The sequence below is a fragment of the Escherichia sp. WS1450 genome, assembly GCF_046487395.1.
Lineage (GTDB): Bacteria > Pseudomonadota > Gammaproteobacteria > Enterobacterales > Enterobacteriaceae > Escherichia > Escherichia coli.
Genome location: NZ_JBJQJO010000008.1, coordinates 115,287 through 136,783, shown reverse-complemented (window position 1 = coordinate 136,783; position 21,497 = coordinate 115,287). Strand labels below are relative to the sequence as shown.

Sequence of the window (21,497 nt, the reverse complement as noted above, 5' to 3'; positions counted from 1 at the left end):
GCACCTCTTACACGCTTTTCGACAACATTTTCCTGTGGGTGTGGATTGACATTACAATCCCGAACCCAGCCATCAGCACAATTAGCGCCGATCCTCCATAACTGACCAGTGGGAGCGGAACCCCTACAACCGGCAGAATACCGCTTACCATACCAATATTTACGAAGACATAAACGAATAATATCAGCATTAAGCCGCCAGCCATGACGCGACCAAAGGTGGTTTGCGCTCTGGCGGCTATCCACAGCCCGCGCATGATCAGCAGAATGTAGAGAGCGAGCAGAATCAAAATGCCTACTAATCCCAGCTCTTCCGCCAGTACCGCGAAGATAAAGTCGGTATGGCGTTCGGGGAGAAATTCAAGTTGTGACTGAGTGCCGTGCAGCCAGCCTTTGCCGCGTAATCCGCCGGAGCCAATAGCAATTTTAGACTGAATAATGTGATAGCCCGCGCCGAGTGGGTCTGATTCCGGGTCCAGGAGCATCATTACGCGCTGGCGCTGGTAATCATGCATCAGGAAGAACCACAGAATCGGAATGAACGCCGCTACCAGCACTACTGCGACGCCAATCAGACGCCAGCTAAGGCCAGAGAGGAACAGTACAAACAGACCGGAAAGCGCAACGAGGATTGATGTTCCCAGGTCAGGCTGTGCAGCCACCAGCAGCGTGGGCATAAATATCAGCACCAGCGCGATGCCAGTGTTCTTCAACGATGGCGGGCAAACGTCGCGGTTGATAAAGCGCGCTACCATCAGTGGTACGGCTATTTTGGCAATTTCCGACGGCTGAAAACGAACGATACCGAGGTCCAGCCAGCGTTGAGCGCCTTTAGAGATGGCACCAAAAGCATCTACTGCCACCAGCAAAATAATACAGATGATATAGAGATAGGGGGCCCAGCCTTCATAAACGCGTGGAGGAATTTGCGCCATCACCACCATGATGACCAGACCCATCGCGATTTGGCCGATTTTACGCTCCATCATGCCAATATCCTGACCGCTGGCGCTCCAGATAACCAGGGCGCTGTAAACCAGCAATGCCAGTAAGATCAGCAGCATTGTGGGATCGAGATGGACTTTATCCCAGAATGTTTTTTTATTCGGATTATCCGTCATGATTAATGGTCCTCCGCTGCGGCAACCGCTGGATTTTCCGCAGGCAGATCGGTGTTGTTATCACCCAGCATAATGTGGTCGAGGATCTGGCGCATCAGCGTACCAACCGCTGGACCCGCGCCACCGTTCTCCAGAATCATGGCGACAGCCACTTGCGGATTGTTGTATGGCGCAAAGGCAGTCATCAGTTTGTGGTCACGTAAACGCTCGGCAATTTTGTGCGCATTATAGGTTTCGTTCGCTTTCAGACCGAAGACCTGAGCTGTACCAGATTTCGCCGCAATTTTGTACGGTGCGCTGGCAAAGTATTTATGCGCCGTACCGTTAGGGCGGTTAGCAACACCGTACATACCGTCTTTTGCCAGCTCCCAGTAACCGGAATGAATATCGCCGACGGGCGGTTCATGCGGTTGTACCCATGGCACCTGTTTGCCGTCTTCGGCGGTGCTCATCAGCAAATGCGGAACCTTCACGATACCGTCATTAATCAGGATCATCAGTGCCTTACTCATCTGGATTGGGGTCGCTGTCCAGTAACCCTGACCGATACCAACCGGAATGGTGTCACCCTGATACCACGGTTTTTTAAAGCGTTTCTGTTTCCATTCGCGGGTAGGCATGTTGCCGGAACGTTCTTCCGCCAGGTCGATACCGGTGTAATGACCATAACCGAATTTACCCATCCATTCGGAGAGGCGATCGATTCCCATATCGTAGGCCACCTGATAGAAGAAGGTATCCGCAGATTCTTCCAGCGATCTTGTGACATTCAGACGCCCGTGGCCCCATTTTTTCCAGTCACGATAACGTTTTTCCGAACCTGGCAGTTGCCACCAGCCTGGGTCAAACAGCGTCGTATTGCGCGTGATCACTCCGGCGCTCAATGCCGAAACCGCCACATAGGGTTTAACTGTAGACGCGGGAGGATAAACCCCCTGTGTGGCGCGGTTCACCAGCGGTGTATTCGGGTCGTTCAGCAAGGCGGAATAATCTTTGCTGGAGATACCGTCAACAAATAGGTTTGGGTCATAACTAGGCGTGGAAACCAGCGCCAGCACCCCACCTGTACGCGGATCGGTGACTACCACAGCTGCGCGGCTACCCGCCAGCAGCGTTTCAATATATTGCTGGAGTTTGAGATCCAGCGTCAGGTAAATATCGTGTCCGGCTTGCGGTGGTACTTCTTTTAACTGGCGGATAACACGCCCACGGTTGTTAACTTCAACCTCTTCATAACCAGTCTGACCGTGCAGCACGTCTTCATAGTAACGCTCAATGCCCAGCTTACCTATATCATGCGTTGCCGCATAGTTGGCCAGTTTGCCGTCATTATTCAGGCGTTCGACGTCTTTATCGTTGATTTTCGACACATAGCCGATGACGTGGGTCAACGCCGAACCGTAAGGATAGTAACGACGTTTATAGCCTTTAACTTCAACACCCGGAAAACGGTACTGATTGACGGCAAAGCGCGCCACTTGTACTTCGGTCAGGTTAGTTTTCACCGGAATGGAGGTGAAACGGTGTGAACGTGCGCGCTCTTTTCGGAATGCAGCAATATCGTCATCGGTCAGATCAACCACGCTGCGCAAAGCGTCCAGCGTTTGCTGCACGTTATCGACTTTCTCCGGCATCATCTCTATCTGGTAGATAGTGCGGTTAAGTGCCAGAGGGATACCGTTACGGTCGTAGATAATGCCGCGGCTGGGCGCGATAGGCACCAGTTTAATGCGGTTTTCATTAGAGCGGGTCTGGTAATCGGTAAAGCGAACAATTTGCAGATTATACAGGTTGGCGATAAGCACGCCGGTCAGCAGCAAAATCCCCAAAAAGGCGACCAGCGCCCGGCGCACAAACAGCGCGGACTCTGCCGTATAGTCGCGAAAAGAGTTCTGTAGTTTCATCCGCTGCGTTTTCTACTCAAAGCTCCCTTATCACTCACGGTGATAAGGATGGTTGGTGGTGATGCTCCACGCCCGGTACAGACTCTCTGCGACCAGCACGCGAACCAACGGATGGGGGAGGGTAAGCGCCGACAGCGACCAGCTCTGCTCCGCCGCCGCTTTACAGGCAGGCGACAACCCTTCAGGCCCGCCAATCAGTAGACTGACGTCGCGACCATCCAGCTTCCAGCGTTCCAGCTCAGCGGCTAACTGCGGCGTATCCCAGGGCTTGCCTGGAATATCGAGGGTGACAATGCGGTTTTTGCCTGCGGCCGCCAACATCTGCTCACCCTCTTTGTCGAGTATGCGCTTGATGTCCGCATTCTTGCCGCGTTTTCCGGCCGGAATTTCAATCAGCTCGAAGGGCATATCTTTCGGAAAACGACGCAGGTACTCGGTAAAACCGGTTTGTACCCAGTCCGGCATTTTCGTTCCCACGGCGACAAGTTGCAGCTTCACGCATTAACTCCAGAGTTTTTCCAGTTCATACAGGCGACGGCTCTCTTCCTGCATGACATGGACAATCACATCGCCCAAATCCACGACAATCCAGTCGGCGCTGTTTTCACCTTCTACGCCGAGCGGTAACAGGCCCGCTGCGCGAGACTCCTGCACAACGTGGTCAGCAATGGACATAACATGACGGCTGGACGTACCCGTACAGATGATCATGCAGTCGGTGATGCTGGATTTGCCCTGAACGTCTAAGGCGATGATGTCCTGACCTTTGAGGTCATCAATTTTGTCGATAACAAAATCCTGGAGTGCTTTACCCTGCAAGTTTTCCCCCTGGGTGAATCAAATAGATAAAAATGGTCTGTCAGTATACCTGAACCAGAGGCGATTTCGGGACAATTGTCGCCGAATCGGCTTTCGAAAGTGGGCTATCATCCCACCCCGCGCCGCAGATTGCATCGCCATTTTTGTAAAACAATTTCTACAAAGTCGTGTCTGGCGAAAAAAGTCTGGCTGCGGAGAATATCAGCCTGCCCGGGGCTGTCAATGGTCGTTGCGGCTTACCCGTAAAAAAACAGAAAAGTCATGCATTCTCGACCCCGATGGCACGGCTATTGAGGACGCGTAGCGTCGCGAATTTTTGGTTGATATCAATGGCGCTCCAACACCCCTGGTCAACGCGAAAATGCCACATAGCTTCGGCAGGCATACCAATTAAACGGGCGATTAACAGACTCAGTACACCCTGATGGCTGACGACTAAAATATTCTGATAGTGCTGAAATTCACTAAGCCTTGCGATAAACCGTTCCACACGTTGTGAAAATGCCTGAAATCCTTCACCGTTCGTGGGGATAGCATGCTGCCAGTCATTGCACCACGCGCTATAGTTTTCGGCATCTTCTTGCATGAGGTCGCGATGATGTCGCATCTCCCAGTCGCCAAAAAACATTTCGTTGAGTTCAGGGATGATTTGCACGGGGAGCTGGCGATCACTGAGAACCCGTCGCGCGGTATGCTGTGCCCGTTCCAGTTCACTGCATAAAACCAGGTCAAAGGAAACACCATGTAGCAGCGTATGCAGATTTTGCGCTTGCTCAATACCGCGCGCAGTCAGGGGGGTGGGAGCATGACCGCTGTACAGACCATCGATATTCGCTTGCGTTTCGCCATGACGAATTAACCACAGTCGCATCATGCCCTCCGTAACGACAGGTATCAGCGATACAAGCCTTGTTGGTTAATGTAAGTCAGTACCGGTTCCGGCAATAAATCCTCACACGATTCACCGTTTTGCAAACGTTCGCGGATGATGGTCGCCGAGATGTTAAACCACGGCGTTTCAGCCAGATAAATTTTACCGGCAGGCTGAAGGTGAAGATCTTCCGGGTTATGTGTCAAATGATCTTCCAGCCATTGCTGGTATTGCGGTTGCGCCATTTCAAGTGGGTAACCTGGACGCCGACAGACGATCAAATGTGCATTGTCGAGTATCGTTTCGTATTCGTACCAGGTCGGAAAGGTCAGCAATGAATCCTGACCAATAATAAACGCCAGCGGCACGTCTGGCCCTTGTTCCTGCCGCCACTCTTTCAGTGTTTGCGCAGTGTAAGAGGGGGCATTGCGCTTTAGCTCGCGTTCATCAAGAGTAAATAATGGCTTGTCGGCAATCGCCAGTTCAAGCATGTGTTTACGCTGCACGCTGTTCGCTTCCGGCTGGGGACGATGCGGAGGAACATTATTAGGGATGATTGTGACCCGCGTCAGACCAATCAAATTCGCCAGCGTTTCCACGGGTTTAAGATGTCCATAGTGCACCGGATCAAAGGTGCCGCCAAACAGAGCCTGTAAAGATTTCATATCAACCGTCGATAAATACGTCCGCCAGGGGTTTATGGCACAACAGAAGAGATAACCCTTCCAGCTCTGCCCACACTGACTGACCGTAATCTTGTTTGAGGGTGAGTTCCGTTCGTGTCAGGAGTTGCACGGCCTGACGTAACTGCGGCTGGCTTAAGCGATTTAACGCCTCGCCCATCATGCCCCGGCGGTTCTGCCATACCCGATGCTTATCAAACAATGCACGCAGTGGCGTATGGGCAGACTGGCGTTTCAGGTTAACCAGTAACAACAGTTCACGTTGTAATGTGCGCAACAAAATAACCGGTTCGCTGCCTTCCAGACGAAGTTGCTGAAGAATATGCAACGCGCGCTTACTTTTTCCCATCAACAAAGCATCAACCCAATGAAAAGGGGTGAAATGCGCGGCATCATTCACCGCCTGTTCAACGCGCGGTAATGTCAGTTTGCCGTCTGGCCAGAGCAGCGATAAACGCTCCAGTGCCTGGGCCAGCGCCAGCAGGTTACCTTCATAACAGTAGCAGAGCACTTGGTTTGCAGCGTCATCCAGTTCTAAGTTGAGCTGTTTTGCACGCGCAGCAACCCAGCGGGGAAGCTGAGCCTGCTCCGGTGTCTGACAGGTCACCTGCACGCTGCGATTCGCAAGAGCAGTAAACCAGGCGGCATTTTCTTGCGCTTTGCTTAATTTATTACCGCGGACGATCAACAGCAGGTCGTCATGCAGAAGTCCGGTGAGTGTGAGAAGTTGTTCATTGATCGCCGCATTCGGTCCGTTTTCTGGTAACAACAGCAATAGCGTTTGTCGACTGGCAAACAGACTCATGGCCTGGCATAACGAAAAGATCGCATTCCAGTCAGTGTTGGGATCAATGGAAAAAGTGTGGTGTTCTTCGAACCCTTGCGCCGCAGCGACCTGACGAATAGCGTCCTGGCTTTCCTGCAATAACAGAGGATCGTTACCAAGTAAAAGATACGCCGCGCGCAGCCCTTCATTGAGCTGCGCGCGGAGTTGTTCCGGGTACAACCGAATCATCAGTTACCCAGCGTGGTAGAGACGCGTGCAGGCGTTGCCGGAGTATCCGTTGTGGTCGACGTCTGTTCTTCGTCGGAACGAATATCCGCAGCACGGATGCTTGGCAGCTTACGAATCAGCTGTTCGGCAGCACGGTCGTACATCTCTTTTACGATCATGTCTTGTTCGTTATCTTTCGCTAACGCCATTTGCGGGTTATCGAAGAACGAACGGAAGACTTTGGCGCTAATCGGGTAGATGTCACGGCCGGGGATCAACACGGTCGCATTGACCGTCATGATCATCTGATACTCTGCTGTTTGACCGTTACGGAATACCGATGCGGTATCTTTCGCGATGCTCACTTTACCCAAACGCAGGGATGGAACGTCCTTACGCGTGGTTTCTTTATCAAGCAACTCGACACCATTCAGACGTAACTGGTTACGCACCGCACGGCTTAATGGCCCGTTCGGATCGCCTGAGTCCAGGATCATGACCTTCATAGTGGAAGGAACCTGCGTGGTATCACGCAGATGCCAGCCACACCCGGCGGTGATTAACACCGCCAGAGATAACAACAATGTTGCCAGATATCGCACGCTTCCTCCCGCGCTTAGCCAACGACCAGATTGAGGAGTTTACCGGGTACGTAAATCACTTTACGCACGGTAACGCCATCAAGATATTTTGCTACCAGATGTTCCTGGCCAGCACGTTCGCGAACCTGTTCTTCCGTTGCGTCCACCGGAACGGTGATTTTTGCACGGACTTTACCGTTAACCTGCACCACGACCAGCGTGGAGTCTTCCACCATCGCTTTTTCGTCAGCAACCGGCCACGGTGCGTTGTCGATATCGCCTTCGCCTTTCAGTTCCTGCCACAGCGTGAAGCAGATGTGCGGGGTGAACGGGTTAAGCATACGGACTACCGCCAGCAGCGCTTCCTGCATCAGAGCGCGATCCTGCTCGCCATCGGTCGGTGCTTTCGCCAGTTTGTTCATCAGCTCCATAATCGCCGCAATTGCGGTGTTGAAGGTCTGACGACGGCCGATATCATCGGTCACTTTAGCGATAGTTTTATGCACATCGCGACGCAACGCTTTCTGATCTTCAGTCAGCGCATCAACGTTCAGTGCCGCAACATCACCTTTCGCTGTGTGCTCGTAAACCAGTTTCCAGACACGTTTCAGGAAGCGGTTAGCCCCTTCCACGCCGGATTCCTGCCATTCGAGAGTCATATCAGCCGGAGAAGCAAACATCATAAACAGACGAACGGTGTCCGCGCCGTAACGTTCAACCATCACCTGCGGGTCGATACCGTTGTTCTTCGACTTGGACATTTTGCTCATGCCGGTATAAACCAGTTCATGGCCAGCCGCATCTTTCGCTTTCACGATACGGCCTTTCTCGTCACGTTCAACGATAGCATCAACCGGGGAAACCCAGTTACGTTCGCCGTTTTCGCCAACATAGTAGAAGGCATCTGCCAGCACCATACCCTGACACAGCAACTGTTTCGCTGGTTCGTCAGAGTTCACCATACCTGCATCACGCATCAGTTTGTGGAAGAAGCGGAAGTAGAGCAGGTGCATAATGGCGTGTTCGATACCACCAATGTAGATATCCACCGGCAGCCAGTAGTTAGCCGCTTTGGAATCCAGCATACCTTCTTTGTACTCCGGGCAAGTGTAGCGCGCATAGTACCAGGAGGACTCCATAAAGGTGTCGAAAGTGTCGGTTTCACGCAGTGCTGGCATACCGTTAACGGTAGTTTTTGCCCACTCCGGATCTGCTTTAATCGGGCTGGTAATGCCGTCCATCACCACATCTTCCGGCAGGATCACCGGCAGCTGGTCGTCCGGGGTCGGCATTACGGTACCGTCTTCCAGCGTCACCATCGGAATCGGCGCGCCCCAGTAACGTTGACGGGAAACACCCCAGTCGCGCAGGCGGTAGTTCACTTTACGCTCGCCAACGCCCATCGCAGTCAGTTTATCGGCGATAGCGTTGAAGGCCGCTTCATGGTCAAGACCGTTGAACTCGCCAGAGTTGAACAGAACGCCTTTTTCAGTCAGGGCTTGCTGAGAAAGATCTGGCTCAGAGCCGTCAGCTGCCAGGATAACCGGTTTGATGTTCAGGCCGTATTTAGAGGCAAACTCGTAGTCGCGCTGGTCGTGACCCGGAACCGCCATAACTGCGCCCGTGCCGTACTCCATCAATACGAAGTTTGCTGCCCAAACGGGAATTTCTTCGCCCGTTAATGGGTGAACCGCTTTAAAGCCAGTATCGACGCCTTTTTTCTCCATCGTTGCCATTTCAGCTTCGGCAACTTTGGTGTTACGGCATTCGTCAATAAAGGCCGCCAGTTCAGGATTATTTTCCGCCGCTTTCTGCGCCAGCGGATGACCCGCCGCTACCGCCAGGTAGGTACAACCCATAAAGGTGTCCGGGCGGGTAGTGTAAACGGTCAGCGTGTTGTCATAGTCGTTAACGTTGAAGGTGATTTCCACGCCTTCGGAACGACCGATCCAGTTACGCTGCATGGTTTTAACGGTGTCTGGCCAGTGATCCAGTTTATCCAGATCGTTGAGCAGCTCGTCAGCGTAAGCGGTGATTTTGATAAACCATTGCGGGATCTCTTTACGCTCAACTTTGGTATCGCAGCGCCAGCAGCAGCCGTCGATAACTTGTTCGTTCGCCAGTACGGTCTGGTCGTTCGGGCACCAGTTGACTGCAGAAGTCTTCTTATATACCAGGCCTTTTTTATACAGCTCGGTGAAGAATTTCTGTTCCCAACGGTAGTATTCCGGTGTACAGGTTGCCAGCTCGCGGCTCCAGTCATAACCAAAGCCCAGCATTTTGAGCTGGTTTTTCATGTACGCGATGTTGTCGTACGTCCACGGTGCCGGTGCGGTGTTGTTTTTCACCGCCGCGCCTTCCGCAGGCAGACCAAACGCGTCCCAGCCGATCGGCTGCAGGACGTTTTTGCCCAGCATACGCTGGTAGCGGGCGATCACGTCACCAATGGTGTAGTTACGTACGTGGCCCATGTGTAGTCGACCAGAAGGATAGGGAAGCATAGACAGGCAGTAATACTTCTCTTTGCTCTCGTCTTCGGTTACTTCAAATGTGCGCTTCTCATCCCAATGAAGCTGTACTTTGGATTCTATCTCTTCCGGGCGGTATTGCTCTTGCATGGCAGCCAGTGGTCCTGTTTTCAATACGGCTACAAATGTAGCGTTGAGGTGGTTTTTCAGATCCGCATAGCATAGCCCAAACGTCCGCGTCAAAACAGCCTTTCGCGCATTCGACGTTGAAATGATGCCCGGATTATTCATACATTAATTTACAGAGTTTGTGGGCGTATTAGCAAAGCAAGGAACAAAGAACGTCTATTATTATAGTCAGTTAACGACCTGGGAGATGAAACGATGAACAAGGTTGCTCAATATTACCGTGAACTGGTCGCGTCACTGAGCGAACGCCTGCGCAATGGCGAACGTGATATCGACGCACTGGTGGAACAGGCGCGCGAGCGCGTAATAAAAACAGGGGAGTTAACGCGAACCGAAGTCGATGAGCTGACGCGAGCTGTCAGACGTGACCTGGAAGAGTTCGCCATGAGCTATGAAGAGAGCCTGAAAGAAGAGTCTGACAGCGTCTTTATGCGGGTGATTAAAGAAAGCTTGTGGCAGGAACTGGCAGACATCACCGATAAAACGCAGCTTGAATGGCGCGAAGTTTTCCAGGACCTCAATCATCACGGGGTTTATCACAGCGGAGAAGTGGTAGGGCTGGGTAATCTGGTCTGCGAGAAATGTCATTTCCATCTCCCGATCTACACACCGGAAGTGCTGACGCTATGCCCGAAATGTGGTCATGACCAGTTCCAGAGACGCCCGTTCGAGCCTTAATGGTCTGATTTCGCACAGCAATAAAGAGAATATGGGCCGAATAAAATTCCCCGGCCCTTGTTTTTATCTCTTACAGTAAATCTTCAATCTCACGGATTTCTTGACTGACATCCCTGGTACCGGATGCCTGAACTTTACGATACAGGTCGAGAGCCTGTCGGAGATCGACAGGTCTTCCTTCTCCGTAGTGATACATAATGGCCAGGTTATACCAGGCAGTGGCGTCATTGCATTCAGCGGCTTTCATAAACCATTCAAAGGCGGCCTGATAATCTTTCTCAACGCCTTGTCCATGTTTATACATATAACCGATGTTGACGTAAGCGCCGACGCTTTCCTGAGCGGCAGCCTTCAGATACCAGTACATGGCTTGCTTATAGTCCTGGTCCACCCCTTCGCCAGCGTTATAATCCCATGCAATTTGAAACTGGGCATGCCGATTACCCTGCTGTGCGCTTTTCAAATACCAGAATGCGGCGAGTGTCTTGTTTTGAGCAACGCCTTTTCCGTCTTCATAAAGATCGGCCAGATTGTCTTGTGCGTAACTATGGCCTTGTAATGCAGCTTGTTTGTACCAGAAAAATGCCAGCGCATAGTCTTGAGCGACTCCGTTGCCATTTCTGTACATCCATCCAAGATTATTTTGCGCATAAGACATTCCGCTCTCCGCGGCTATCTGATACCAGGCAACCGCTTCTTTATAGTTGGGGTCTTCTCCACGATCCAGTATCCAGCCAAGGGCGTTGGAAGCGAAAGTATGGCCTTGTAGGGCAGCTTTTTTCAGCCAAAAGATGGCTTGCTCATTATCTTTATGACGGCTTTTATCCTCGGAGTATTTCCGCCCTAAGGAATATTGTGCTTCACAATGGCCTTGCTCAGCGGCCAGCTTCAGCCAGTAGAAGGCTTTTTCGTCGTCCGGAGAGTCAATTGCGCTATCGCGATTATAATAAAACCCAATAATATATTGAGCCTCGCAATCGCCTTTTTCAGCACGTTCGATAATCTCATCTATTGATAAATTATCGCAGCAACTTGACGTAAAAATCATTATCATTTCCTTATGGTTGCATATAAAACATATTATATTTTTATGTGTTCCATTTTTGCGTAAGCCTTATTTTATGCGTATTATGTTGCGTCAGAAAAGTATAAATAAATGAGCCTCGCAACGTGGTTAATATTCATTGAATGAATATTTAAGGATAAATTATATGGACATGGAGTCGCAAAAAATATTGTTTGCACTTTCCACTCCGATGGAAATACGCAATGAATGCTGTTTACCTTCGCATTCATCTCCCAAAATGTATTTAGGTACACGCTTTTTTGACCTTTCTTCCTCCTGGGGAATTGATGACCGTGATGACCTGCTGCGCACAATTCACCGAATGATTGATAACGGTCATGCCGCGCGGTTGGCAGGGTTTTATCACTGCTGGTTTCGTTATTCGCCATGTGAATGGCGTGACTATCTTGCTGAATTAAATGAGCAAGGTCAGGCTTATGCGCAATTTGTCGCCAGCACCGCCGAATGCTGTGGTGAGGGAGGAATTAAAGCCTGGGATTATGTCCGGATGGGTTTTTTAAGCCGAATGGGCGTACTTAATAACTGGTTAAGCGAAGAAGAAAGTCTATGGATCCAGTCGCGCATTCATCTACGGGCGCTACGTTATTATAGTAACTGGCAGCAATACTTTGCCGGTTATACCTTTGGTCGGCAATATTGGCAGTCTCCCGAAGATGATAATCTTCAGTTATTACGTGAATTCTTAGCGCGTAAAGAATACGACGATTCCGGCAATGATATGTTTTATCAATTATTTGCCAGTGACGATGCATATTACGCGACCTTACCCTGGCAACCACTGGTTGACTACCCCACATGCCCGGAAACGCTTAAGGATATGAGCGACCTATGAAAACTTGCTGGCAGATCCTCGATATATCTCAAACGACTGACGTCGATATTATCCGTCGCGCTTATCTGGCCTTGTTACCGTCCTTTCATCCAGAAACCGATCCGCAGGGTTTTAAACAACTTCGTCAGGCGTATGAGGATGCGCTACGGATTGCGCAGTCCCCTGCTAAATCTGTTTGGCAACCAGAAGAACATGAAGTTGCAGAACATGAAATTCTGCTCGCCTTTCGTGCGTTACTCGCCTCTGATAGCGAACGTTTTCTGCCTTCCGCCTGGCAGCGATTCATTCAGCAATTAAATTATTGCTCGATGGAAGAGATTGATGAATTACGCTGGTCGCTGTGCACAATCGCCATGAACACTGCCCATTTATCCTTCGAGTGCGTGGTGTTATTAGCAGAAAGACTGCGGTGGTTGCAGGAGGAAAACACCGGGGAAATAGACGAAGAAGAACTGGAATCCTTTTTATATGCCATTGCGAAGGGGAATGTTTTTAACTTCCAGACCATTCTGCATCTGCCCGTTGCCGTGCAAAATGACACCATCGATTTTTACCAAATGTTCGCTCGGATTTGGTCATCGCATCCAGAATGGCTGACATTGTATTTAGCGCAACATCGCGCAGTGATTATCCCCGATGATGCAAAACTGCACAGAAATTTACTCCGCTGGTATAGCGCAAGCCGCCTGGGAATCCCCGAACTTCTGGATTACGCCCGGTCGTGGCGGGAAGCTGAACCTGATAATGAAGATGCGCGTTATTATGAATACGCGCAACGCGTCTATTGTGGAGAAGGCGAAAGCCTGCTGGCAGAACTTTGTGACTACTGGCGCGAGTATCCCTCCACCCAGGCGGATGCTTTAATGTTGCAATGGTGCCGTCAGCATCGGGTCGATTATTACCCATTAGTGGTGATGATGATTGAAGCGCGTGATCTGGTTAACGATCAGGGAAAACCGCTACTTTATGTCCCTGGTGACAGCGCTCGTACGCGTTTTCATTTATACGAAATACTCAGTGATGAAAAACTCTCTGCGCTGGGGCGTTCTCTGGTCGAGATGGTTTTGCACAAAGGACGTAAGCCGCGGATCTCACTCACGCGTGATACAGAACATCCCTTATGGCCATTATATCTAGTTGCCAAACAATTAGTGCAGGCCAGCCAACCGACAGAAGAATCATTAATGCCGATTGTGAGCCGCCTTGATGCAGAAGATCGTTGTCCACTGGAAGCATTAATTATTCGTCGATTATTAATTCAGGCGGCGAATTTTACCGAGAAGCAAACTGTTGAACCGGAGCCGCAACCGCAGCCAATGCCCGTTGACGATGGTGGGCCGGGCTGTCTGGGCGTCATCAAAATTATTTTCTATATTTTTATCTTTGCTGGTTTGATAGGGAAAATACTCCATCTGTTCGGGTGACAGTCGACGTTAATGTGCGGGAAGCCCGGCAAGTAATCTTTCCGCATTTTTGTAATGTTGTTTGGCGGCCAGTTTTAACCATTTTTGAGATTCATAATGGTTAACATTAATACCTGAGCCGTTTCTGTAGATCAAACCTAAAGTATATTGAGCATGAGCATACCCTTGTTCAGCTGCTTCCTTATACCAGAGAATTGCTTTACGGGTATCGGGTTTGACCCCCAGACCTTTGAGGTAGATCCACCCCAGTTTACTTTGCGCGCGTGGATTTTCCTGTTCCGCTGATTGCTCATACCAGTATCTCGCCTGTGTATAATCCAGTGGTTTACCGTCGCTACCATGAAGATAAAATTCTCCAAGGCGATATTGCGACGTTGAGTGACCATGAATCGCGGAAAGCTCCGTGGCTGCCGTGGTGAATGGAAGACTGCCCGGTGAGCTTAAATAATCAAAGGCATAATTCACCATGGCTTTATCACGCAACGTCGTTTTCTTGGGTTGACTAATACAGGTTATTGCTGCAACTATAAATATTGCGAATATATACATTAATTTTTTATTCATGTGTGAATACTTCGATTTTCTTTTTATTTTGAAAGCGTCAAGTTTATACTCATCAATAATAAAAAAGTAGTCAGTTAATGCACTTAAGGGATTATTAACAAATGAATAAGGAAGAACAATATCTTCTTTTTGCGCTTTCTACGCCCATGGAAATACTTAATCAGGGTTGCAAGCCCGCGCATGACTCGCCAAAAATGTATACCGGGATAAAAGAATTCGATCTCTCATCATCCTGGGGAATAAATAATCGTGATGATTTAATTCCGACTATTTATCAGATGACCGATGATGGTCATGCCAATGATTTAGCTGGCTTATATCTGACATGGCATCGCTCTTCCCCTGAAGAGTGGAAAGCATTAATTGCTGGTGGCTCGGAGAGAGGGTTGATTTATACCCAATTCGTTGCCCAAACCGCTATGTGCTGTGGAGAAGGGGGAATCAAAGCCTGGGATTATGTTCGAATGGGGTTTCTGTCACGGGTCGGTGTGCTCAACAAGTGGCTGACGGAAGAAGAGAGTTTATGGCTGCAATCGCGCATCTATGTCCGAGCACACCATTACTATCACAGCTGGATGCACTATTTTTCTGCCTATTCACTAGGGCGTCTCTACTGGCAATCTTCTCAATGCGAAGACAACGCTTCGTTACGCGAGGCGCTAACCCTGTACAAATACGATAGCGCCGGGAGTCGGATGTTCGAAGAGCTGGCAGCGGGAAGCGATCGTTTCTATGCCACGCTTCCCTGGCAGCCATTGACTGCCCAGCCTGAATGCCCGGTAACGCTTAAGGATGTGAGCGACCTATGAAAACATGTTGGCAAATCCTCGAAATTGAAAGCACGACGCAAATAGACATTATCCGCCAGGCTTATCTTGCTCGCTTACCGTTGTGTCATCCCGAAACCGATCCGCAGGGGTTTAAAGCATTACGCCAGGCCTATGAAGAGGCGCTGCGACTGGCGGTAAATCCTGTCGAGGAAGCAGATGATGAAGAAAAAGATGCCGCCGCTGAACATGAAATACTACGTGCATTCAGGACATTACTGGATTCAGAAAGTGATCGTTTTCAGCCCTCCGCCTGGCAGAAATTTATTCAGCAATTAAATACCTGGAACATGGAGGATGTCGATCAATTACGCTGGCCGCTGTGTGCAATCGCTATAGAAGCGCGATATCTTTCATTAAATTGTGCTTCTTTGCTGGCAGAGCGTTTGAACTGGCATTCGTTTAATGACAGCGAAGGAATGGATGAGGAAGAAAGGGAGGCTTTTCTTGAGGCCATTCAGGCTGGTGATTGTTTCGATTTCCTTAGCCTTCTGGAATATCCCGTCGCGTTGCAGAACCAGACTGTTGAGTATTACTTCGCGCTGGAACGCTGCTGCCGTTACCATCCCGACTATGTCACTGCGTTTATGGCAATGGAAGGTCCGTGGTTCATTCCTGATGATGTCAAGTTACATCGCAAACTGTTGCGCTGGTACAGCTCGGTGAAAAGAGGTATGGCGGAACTCATTCCTGTTGCCCAACAGTGGCAAGCAGAAGAACCAGAAAGCGAAGATGCCCGTTATTACCAGTGTGCGCAACGGTTGTACTGTGGCGAGGGGGAAAGCCTGCTTGCCGATCTCTGCGCATACCGGGAGAGTTACCCATCTACACAAGCCGATAATTTGTTGTTGCAGTGGAGCAAGCGTCATTGCCCGGATTATTTCGCGCTGTTAGTGATGGTTATCGAAGCGCAGAGCATGGTTGATGCGCAAGGTCAACCGTTGAAATATGTTCCTGGTGAGAGCGCCCGGACGCGGCTGTTATGGGCGGAAATTTTACATAGCGGAAAATTATCGCCGTTAGGTCAATCGTTTATTGAGTCGTTATTCTTCAAGCGCAAAGCATGGGCGTGGTGGAAATCGAGAGTCGGTAGCGAGACAGAACAAGATTCACCGTTACTGGATTTGTATCGGGTAGCGGAACAGGTTGTGCTGGAAGCGTTCCCGAAACAAGAGATGCTGGCCCGTCTTAATACAAGGCTGGAAGGTGGAGATGCTCATCCATTAGAGGCCATTATCACCCGGATGCTGTTGACGAAAGTGAAACTCGAGCCGGAGGATGAAGATGTCGATGAGCCAACACCTGAAAACCACGAAGAAAAAAATGATGAGGATGAAAAACCACAGAGCATTACCAGCATTATCAAAATCAGCTTAACGGTGCTGGTGATAGGTTATGCTCTCGGAAAAATCGCGATGTTGTTTAGCTGAGGAAGTGTTTTTTGCGCCGATGCCGGATGCAGCGTTTATGCCGCATCCGGCAGCCGTGTTTAAGGGATCTCAATAGCCAAATAATCGCTCGCCCGTCGCCGAACTTCATCGACGCGGGCCATATCGTTTGACTGCAACGCCGCATCAAAATCGGTGATCACCCGGCCGATCTCTTCTCGCTCGTCACCCAGCGCCCGCGCCCACAACTCTTCCAGTTTGGCTTTAAAGGTACGGTTGATGAGCATATCGCGCGGATAAATTTTCAATGCGGATAACCGCGTCCGACTCTCTTCAATCTGCTGTGCGCTCAATGTTACAGGACTGTGATTAATGACTCTGGACTTAACGCTGCCGTCTTCCAGAAGCACGTCAACTTCAAGCAACCCGTTGATATCATAACTAAAGCGAATATCAATCGACTGATAAGCCCCGGTTTTCTTCAACGGCACATCAAAGGATTCCACCAGAATGTTATTTTTAACTTTGTGATTTTCTCCTTGATAGACGTTAACCGTAATTGAATCCTGTTCCGGGTGCATGGTCGAGTAAGTTTCTACACGCGACACCGGTACAGTGGTGTTTCGTTCAATTATCGGCGAGAAAATGCCGGAAACGCCCTGGCGGTTAACTTCAACACCCAACGAGTAAGGGCAAATATCAGTGAGGATCACCTCTTCAATATCTTCACTGCGTAAGCGGCAGGCGGCCTGGATTGCTGCGCCCAGCGCGACAATGGTGCTCGGGTCGTAACTTTGATATGGTAATTTGCCAAACAGACGTACGGCGATTCGCTGCACCAGCGGCATTTGTGATGCGCCGCCAACCAGCACCAGACTGTCGATTTGACTGGGCTTCAGACGTGCATCGCGCAACGCCTGTTCAATCGGCACTCGCAAGCGATTGAGCAGCGGCAACCACAAATCTTCCAGTTCGTTCTCGTAAAATTCGCACTCACGCGTTTCTTCCTGATACTGCCAGCTAATTTGCAGCGGTAATTGATTGCCGCATTTTGCCGCTTCCACGCTGGTGTACAGGGCTGCCAGCTCACTTTCGTTGAGCATGTTTTTAGCCACTGCGGCGCGTTTTAAAACTTCATCCACCAGCATATGAGTAAAATCTTCGCCGCCAAGAAAGTTGTCGCCAGCGGAGGCGTGAACTTCAATCACCGGCGTGGCGTATTCGAGCACCGTGACGTCAAACGTGCCGCCACCGAGATCAAAAACCAGCGAGCGGGTATTTTGTTGCGTATGCAGGCCATATGCCATCGCAGCTGCTGTGGGTTCATTAATTAAGCGTACCGCATTTAACCCGGCTAACTCCGCTGCTAAACGGGTATGCTTGCGTTGTTCATCGCTGAAATAAGCCGGAACGGAGATCACCACATCTTTAATCGGACGTTGCAGAAATTCTTCGGCATCTTCTTTTAATGAGCGTAATACCAAAGAGGACAGTTCTGGCGCGTTAAATGTGTCGCTGCCTAACCGCCAGTTGGTATTACTGCCCATTGCACGTTTAAATAACGCTGCCGTTTTATCCGGATGCGAAGTGCGCCGTGATACAGCGGGTTTTCCGACTAAAATATGATTATTTTCATCCATGCTAATTATGGATGGTGTTAAATATTCACCGAACTTATTTGGAATTAATTGCGCGGCACCGTCTTTCCAGACGGCAATTAAACTATTGGTAGTACCGAGATCGATACCAATGGCGAGTTCTGCATTATCCATTGCATTTATATCTTGAAAGAAAAAGAGATAAACAGATTAAGACCACCCGGGTAACGCGTGGTGATCTTAATCAATGACGTGTGTTAAGCGTAAAATTTCAGACGATCAGCCAGTAAATCAACAAAGCCCTGACGATCAACATCGACCATTACAGTGGCATTCGGTTTATTGCCGGTCAGATAATAATAATCAACAACCGTCATACCCTGGGTATATTTCCCTTGTGTTTCCACGCCAACCCAGCGCTCAACAGTGGTAAACAACTCCGGTTTTAACAGCCAGGCGATGGTGCATGGGTCATGCAGCGGTGCGCCGACAAAGCCCCATTTTTCGTCTTTATGATATTCGAGGAAGAAATCCAGCAGTTCGGCAACAATGGTTGAAACAGGGTTGCCAATCGCGCGGAAACGCTCGGTGTCTTCAACGTGGATTTGCGCTTTATGAGTAACATCCAGACCGGCCATCACCACCGGGATCCCTGACTGGAAAACAATTTCTGCCGCTTCCGGGTCAACATAAATATTAAACTCGGCGGCTGGCGTCCAGTTACCAAGCCCCATTGCGCCGCCCATAATCACGATACGGGCGATTTTGCTATGCAGTTCCGGATGGCTATTGAGCAGCAAGGCAACGTTAGTTTGCGGCCCGGTAGAAACAATCGTGACAGGTTCCGCACTTTCGCGCAGCGTTTTCGCCATCAGCTCTACCGCCGTACAGTTTTGCGGTGCGAACGTCGGTTCCGGTAATGCCGGGCCGTCGAGACCGCTTTCGCCGTGCACATTGTCCGCGATAATCAACTCACGCATTAACGGTTTTACCGCACCGCCTGCTACCGGAATATCGGTGCGATTAAGCAAGGTCAGCATACGCAGAACATTGCGTAAGGTTTTTTCTGGTGTCTGGTTTCCGGCGGAAGACGTAATTGCTTTGACATCAAGCTCTGGTGAGGCGAGGGCGAGAACTATTGCGATAGCGTCGTCATGACCTGGGTCGCAATCTAACAGAATTGGCAGTGCCATTGTTGCTCCTTGTTGTGTGCTTCTTTGCGACAAGGGTAACGCCAGGATGTAACAGATACGAGGAGCGAAACGATAAAGCGTGAGATGGCGCGCACTTGGGTATGCGCGCCAGAGTGATTAATGCAGGATTTTCGCGAGGAAGTCTTTTGCGCGGTCCGATTTCGGATCATCGAAGAAAGCGTCTTTCGGCGAGTCTTCGACAATTTTACCCTCGTCCATAAAGATCACCCGATTCGCCACTTTACGGGCAAAGCCCATTTCGTGGGTCACCACCATCATGGTCATTCCTTCGTTCGCCAGTTCCACCATCACGTCCAGCACTTCGTTGATCATCTCCGGATCCAGCGCCGATGTCGGTTCGTCGAAAAGCATCGCGATAGGATCCATGCACAATGCGCGAGCGATCGCCACACGCTGCTGCTGACCGCCGGAAAGCTGCGCCGGAAACTTATTGGCATGAGCGGAAAGCCCGACGCGCTCCAGCAATTTCAATGCTTTTTCACGAGCGGGCGCTTTATCGCGTTTAAGCACTTTCACCTGCGCCAGGGTCAGGTTTTCGATAATCGACAAATGGGGGAACAACTCGAAATGCTGGAACACCATCCCGACGCGGGAACGCAGCTTTGCCAGATCGGTTTTCTTATCGTTAACCACGATGCCATCGACGGTAATTTCACCTTGCTGCACCGGTTCGAGGCCGTTGACGGTTTTAATCAGCGTTGATTTGCCGGAACCAGACGGGCCGCAAACCACCACCACTTCGCCTTTTTTCACTTCGGTTGAGCAGTCGGTCAGCACCTGAAAGTGACCATACCATTTTGAAACATTTTTCAGGGTAATCATTAAGCTGTCCTTCTTTTCAAGTAGCTGACCAACAACGACGCGCTAAGGCTAATAACGAAATAAACAAATCCGGCAAACAGGATCATCTCGACCTGCGTACCATCACGCTCACCAATGGTTGAGGCGGTACGGAAGAAATCGGCCAGAGATAACACATACACCAGTGAGGTATCCTGGAACAGTACGATGCCCTGAGTGAGCAGCAGCGGCACCATCGCGCGGAACGCCTGTGGCAGAATAATCAGTTTCATCGACTGCCAGTGGGTCATCCCCAACGCCAGCGCGGCGCTCGACTGACCACGAGAAATACTTTGAATACCGGCACGGATAATCTCTGAATAGTAGGCCGCTTCAAACATCGAAAACGCCACCATCGCCGAAATTAAACGGATATCATTTTTTGGTGATAATCCCAGCACATTTTGCAGAAAACCCGGCACGATCAGGTAAAACCACAGCAAAACCATAACTAAAGGAATCGAGCGGAATACGTTAACGTAGGCTTTGGCAAACCACGCTACGGGCGCAAAGCTGGACAAGCGCATCACCGCCAGCATGGTGCCCCATAAAATACCAATCACCACTGCCGTGACGGTGATTTTCAGGGTGATCACCAGCCCATCCAGCAGATATGGCAGGGAAGGGACAATGGAACTCCAGTCAAACTCGTACATTATTTGCCCCCCATGTTGCCGGGCAGGCGAACTTTACGTTCAACCAGCGTCATCACCAGCATGATAAAAGCGTTAATCAATACATACGCCAGCGTAATGGCGGTAAACGACTCCCAGGCGTGGGCCGAGTAATCGAGCAATTTACCCGCCTGCGCCGCCATATCCACCAGACCGATAGTCGAGGCGATGGCGGAGTTTTTCACCAGGTTCATCATCTCTGAGGTCATCGGCGGGACGATAACGCGATAAGCATTAGGCAGCAGTACGTAGCGGTAAGCCTGCGGTAGTGTCAGACCCATCGCCAGCGCGGCATTCTTCTGCCCACGCGGCAGCGACTGAATCGCGGCGCGTACCTGTTCGCAAACACGGGCGGCGGTAAACAGCCCAAGGCAGAGCATGGATGAAAGGAAAAACTGAATATTGGGATCCAGCTCGGCCTTAAACCACATGCCGATTTTCTCTGGCAGCAACTCCGGGATCACCAGATACCAGGTAAAGAATTGCACAATCAACGGCACGTTGCGGAACAGTTCGACATACAACGTACCCAGACCGGAGAGAAAACGGTTTGGAACGGTACGTAAAATGCCGAAAAATGAACCGACGAGGAAAGCGATAATCCAGGCGCAGATCGACAAAGCGATCGTCACCTGAAAACCACTCCAGATCCAACCAAGATAGGTGGTGTTGCCGAACGGGGCTTGTTGTAAAAAAATACCCCAGTTCCAGTCTATAGACATAAATCTACTCCAGAAAAAAG

21 protein-coding genes are annotated in these 21,497 nt (G+C 50.2%); 5 read left to right on the top strand and 16 right to left on the bottom strand.

All coding sequences use genetic code 11. The features are described 5' to 3' along the window. Positions 1-7 precede the first annotated feature (7 nt). From mrdB to leuS, 9 genes are all read right to left on the bottom strand, one after another. Positions 8-1,120, bottom strand: a complete 1,113-nt coding sequence (mrdB, locus tag ACJHYR_RS12195) for a peptidoglycan glycosyltransferase MrdB (RefSeq protein ID WP_000131719.1) — start codon at positions 1,118-1,120, stop codon at positions 8-10. A 2-nt stretch (positions 1,121-1,122) separates the two neighbouring features. After that, complete coding sequence (gene mrdA, locus ACJHYR_RS12190; protein WP_000776191.1) at positions 1,123-3,024, bottom strand: peptidoglycan DD-transpeptidase MrdA; 1,902 nt, start codon at positions 3,022-3,024, stop codon at positions 1,123-1,125. 30 nt (positions 3,025-3,054) lie between these two features. Next, positions 3,055-3,522, bottom strand: a complete 468-nt coding sequence (rlmH, locus tag ACJHYR_RS12185) for a 23S rRNA (pseudouridine(1915)-N(3))-methyltransferase RlmH (protein WP_000776104.1) — start codon at positions 3,520-3,522, stop codon at positions 3,055-3,057. 3 nt (positions 3,523-3,525) lie between these two features. Further along, positions 3,526-3,843 (bottom strand): ribosome silencing factor, encoded by a 318-nt coding sequence (gene rsfS, locus ACJHYR_RS12180; protein ID WP_001161664.1) that lies wholly within the window; start codon positions 3,841-3,843, stop codon positions 3,526-3,528. Between the two features lie 259 nt (positions 3,844-4,102). Then, positions 4,103-4,714 carry an adenosylcobalamin/alpha-ribazole phosphatase gene (locus tag ACJHYR_RS12175; protein ID WP_001241878.1) on the bottom strand — a complete coding sequence of 204 codons (612 nt, stop codon included), beginning with the start codon at positions 4,712-4,714 and terminating at the stop codon, positions 4,103-4,105. Positions 4,715-4,737: 23 nt separating this feature from the next. Then, positions 4,738-5,379: a nicotinate-nucleotide adenylyltransferase gene (gene nadD / locus ACJHYR_RS12170; protein WP_000838889.1), complete on the bottom strand. Its 642-nt coding sequence runs from the start codon at positions 5,377-5,379 to the stop codon at positions 4,738-4,740. 1 nt (position 5,380) lies between these two features. Continuing rightward, positions 5,381-6,412: a DNA polymerase III subunit delta gene (holA, locus tag ACJHYR_RS12165; protein WP_000620503.1), complete on the bottom strand. Its 1,032-nt coding sequence runs from the start codon at positions 6,410-6,412 to the stop codon at positions 5,381-5,383. Next, positions 6,412-6,993, bottom strand: coding sequence for an LPS assembly lipoprotein LptE (gene lptE / locus ACJHYR_RS12160; protein ID WP_001269673.1), 582 nt, complete (start codon positions 6,991-6,993; stop codon positions 6,412-6,414). Before lptE ends, holA begins: the two co-directional genes overlap by 1 nt. Positions 6,994-7,007: 14 nt before the next feature. Then, positions 7,008-9,590 (bottom strand): leucine--tRNA ligase, encoded by a 2,583-nt coding sequence (leuS, locus tag ACJHYR_RS12155; protein ID WP_001157896.1) that lies wholly within the window; start codon positions 9,588-9,590, stop codon positions 7,008-7,010. A gap of 234 nt (positions 9,591-9,824) precedes the next feature. Between leuS and ACJHYR_RS12150 the strand changes: the two genes are divergently transcribed. Continuing rightward, entirely contained in the window at positions 9,825-10,307 is a 483-nt protein-coding gene (locus tag ACJHYR_RS12150; RefSeq protein ID WP_001044880.1) for a zinc ribbon-containing protein, read from the top strand. Between the two features lie 70 nt (positions 10,308-10,377). Here the strand turns inward: ACJHYR_RS12150 and ybeQ are convergent, their stop codons facing one another. Next, a complete protein-coding gene (gene ybeQ / locus ACJHYR_RS12145) occupies positions 10,378-11,355 on the bottom strand; it encodes a Sel1 family TPR-like repeat protein YbeQ (RefSeq protein ID WP_001305568.1) in 978 nt (325 codons plus the stop codon). Positions 11,356-11,518: 163 nt separating this feature from the next. Between ybeQ and ACJHYR_RS12140 the strand changes: the two genes are divergently transcribed. Together ACJHYR_RS12140 and ACJHYR_RS12135 are read left to right on the top strand one after the other, a co-directional pair. Continuing rightward, the gene (locus ACJHYR_RS12140) at positions 11,519-12,226 is read left to right on the top strand and encodes a DUF1266 domain-containing protein (RefSeq protein ID WP_000367037.1); all 708 of its coding nucleotides are present in this window, start codon (positions 11,519-11,521) and stop codon (positions 12,224-12,226) included. Beyond that, a complete protein-coding gene (locus tag ACJHYR_RS12135; protein ID WP_000845184.1) occupies positions 12,223-13,650 on the top strand; it encodes a J domain-containing protein in 1,428 nt (475 codons plus the stop codon). Before ACJHYR_RS12140 ends, ACJHYR_RS12135 begins: the two co-directional genes overlap by 4 nt. Positions 13,651-13,659: 9 nt before the next feature. On the opposite strand, the gene ACJHYR_RS12130 is transcribed toward ACJHYR_RS12135, so the two are convergent. Beyond that, a complete protein-coding gene (locus ACJHYR_RS12130; RefSeq protein WP_001035673.1) occupies positions 13,660-14,214 on the bottom strand; it encodes a tetratricopeptide repeat protein in 555 nt (184 codons plus the stop codon). Between the two features lie 101 nt (positions 14,215-14,315). Between ACJHYR_RS12130 and ACJHYR_RS12125 the strand changes: the two genes are divergently transcribed. Both ACJHYR_RS12125 and djlC read left to right on the top strand, forming a co-directional pair. Beyond that, on the top strand, positions 14,316-15,023 hold the full coding sequence (locus ACJHYR_RS12125; RefSeq protein WP_072837453.1) for a DUF1266 domain-containing protein: 708 nt from the start codon (positions 14,316-14,318) through the stop codon (positions 15,021-15,023). Then, on the top strand, positions 15,020-16,471 hold the full coding sequence (djlC, locus tag ACJHYR_RS12120; protein WP_001586803.1) for a co-chaperone DjlC: 1,452 nt from the start codon (positions 15,020-15,022) through the stop codon (positions 16,469-16,471). The genes ACJHYR_RS12125 and djlC overlap by 4 nt, the downstream gene beginning before the upstream one ends. 59 nt (positions 16,472-16,530) lie before the next feature. Here the strand turns inward: djlC and hscC are convergent, their stop codons facing one another. From hscC to gltJ, 5 genes are all read right to left on the bottom strand, one after another. Beyond that, positions 16,531-18,201 carry a molecular chaperone HscC gene (hscC, locus tag ACJHYR_RS12115; RefSeq protein WP_000367863.1) on the bottom strand — a complete coding sequence of 557 codons (1,671 nt, stop codon included), beginning with the start codon at positions 18,199-18,201 and terminating at the stop codon, positions 16,531-16,533. Between the two features lie 83 nt (positions 18,202-18,284). After that, positions 18,285-19,220: a pyrimidine-specific ribonucleoside hydrolase RihA gene (gene rihA, locus ACJHYR_RS12110; RefSeq protein ID WP_001207527.1), complete on the bottom strand. Its 936-nt coding sequence runs from the start codon at positions 19,218-19,220 to the stop codon at positions 18,285-18,287. Positions 19,221-19,337: 117 nt separating this feature from the next. After that, positions 19,338-20,063: a glutamate/aspartate ABC transporter ATP-binding protein GltL gene (gltL, locus tag ACJHYR_RS12105; RefSeq protein WP_000631384.1), complete on the bottom strand. Its 726-nt coding sequence runs from the start codon at positions 20,061-20,063 to the stop codon at positions 19,338-19,340. Then, positions 20,063-20,737: a glutamate/aspartate ABC transporter permease GltK gene (gene gltK / locus ACJHYR_RS12100; RefSeq protein WP_000272824.1), complete on the bottom strand. Its 675-nt coding sequence runs from the start codon at positions 20,735-20,737 to the stop codon at positions 20,063-20,065. The genes gltL and gltK overlap by 1 nt, the downstream gene beginning before the upstream one ends. Continuing rightward, entirely contained in the window at positions 20,737-21,477 is a 741-nt protein-coding gene (gene gltJ, locus ACJHYR_RS12095) for a glutamate/aspartate ABC transporter permease GltJ (protein WP_000020941.1), read from the bottom strand. Before gltJ ends, gltK begins: the two co-directional genes overlap by 1 nt. Positions 21,478-21,497: the final 20 nt, after the last annotated feature.

Bases quoted from the DNA above. Each gene is read 5' to 3' on its own strand.
- hscC (WP_000367863.1), bottom strand. From the start codon at position 18,201: ATGGATAATGCAGAACTCGCCATTGGTATCGATCTCGGTACTACCAAT.
- nadD (WP_000838889.1), bottom strand. From the start codon at position 5,379: ATGAAATCTTTACAGGCTCTGTTTGGCGGCACCTTTGATCCGGTGCAC.
- leuS (WP_001157896.1), bottom strand. From the start codon at position 9,590: ATGCAAGAGCAATACCGCCCGGAAGAGATAGAATCCAAAGTACAGCTT.
- djlC (WP_001586803.1), top strand. From the start codon at position 15,020: ATGAAAACATGTTGGCAAATCCTCGAAATTGAAAGCACGACGCAAATA.
- mrdA (WP_000776191.1), bottom strand. From the start codon at position 3,024: ATGAAACTACAGAACTCTTTTCGCGACTATACGGCAGAGTCCGCGCTG.
- ACJHYR_RS12135 (WP_000845184.1), top strand. From the start codon at position 12,223: ATGAAAACTTGCTGGCAGATCCTCGATATATCTCAAACGACTGACGTC.
- ACJHYR_RS12130 (WP_001035673.1), bottom strand. From the start codon at position 14,214: ATGAATAAAAAATTAATGTATATATTCGCAATATTTATAGTTGCAGCA.
- mrdB (WP_000131719.1), bottom strand. From the start codon at position 1,120: ATGACGGATAATCCGAATAAAAAAACATTCTGGGATAAAGTCCATCTC.
- ACJHYR_RS12175 (WP_001241878.1), bottom strand. From the start codon at position 4,714: ATGCGACTGTGGTTAATTCGTCATGGCGAAACGCAAGCGAATATCGAT.
- ACJHYR_RS12150 (WP_001044880.1), top strand. From the start codon at position 9,825: ATGAACAAGGTTGCTCAATATTACCGTGAACTGGTCGCGTCACTGAGC.
- ACJHYR_RS12125 (WP_072837453.1), top strand. From the start codon at position 14,316: ATGAATAAGGAAGAACAATATCTTCTTTTTGCGCTTTCTACGCCCATG.
- gltK (WP_000272824.1), bottom strand. From the start codon at position 20,737: ATGTACGAGTTTGACTGGAGTTCCATTGTCCCTTCCCTGCCATATCTG.
- rihA (WP_001207527.1), bottom strand. From the start codon at position 19,220: ATGGCACTGCCAATTCTGTTAGATTGCGACCCAGGTCATGACGACGCT.
- ybeQ (WP_001305568.1), bottom strand. From the start codon at position 11,355: ATGATTTTTACGTCAAGTTGCTGCGATAATTTATCAATAGATGAGATT.
- ACJHYR_RS12140 (WP_000367037.1), top strand. From the start codon at position 11,519: ATGGACATGGAGTCGCAAAAAATATTGTTTGCACTTTCCACTCCGATG.
- gltJ (WP_000020941.1), bottom strand. From the start codon at position 21,477: ATGTCTATAGACTGGAACTGGGGTATTTTTTTACAACAAGCCCCGTTC.
- gltL (WP_000631384.1), bottom strand. From the start codon at position 20,063: ATGATTACCCTGAAAAATGTTTCAAAATGGTATGGTCACTTTCAGGTG.
- holA (WP_000620503.1), bottom strand. From the start codon at position 6,412: ATGATTCGGTTGTACCCGGAACAACTCCGCGCGCAGCTCAATGAAGGG.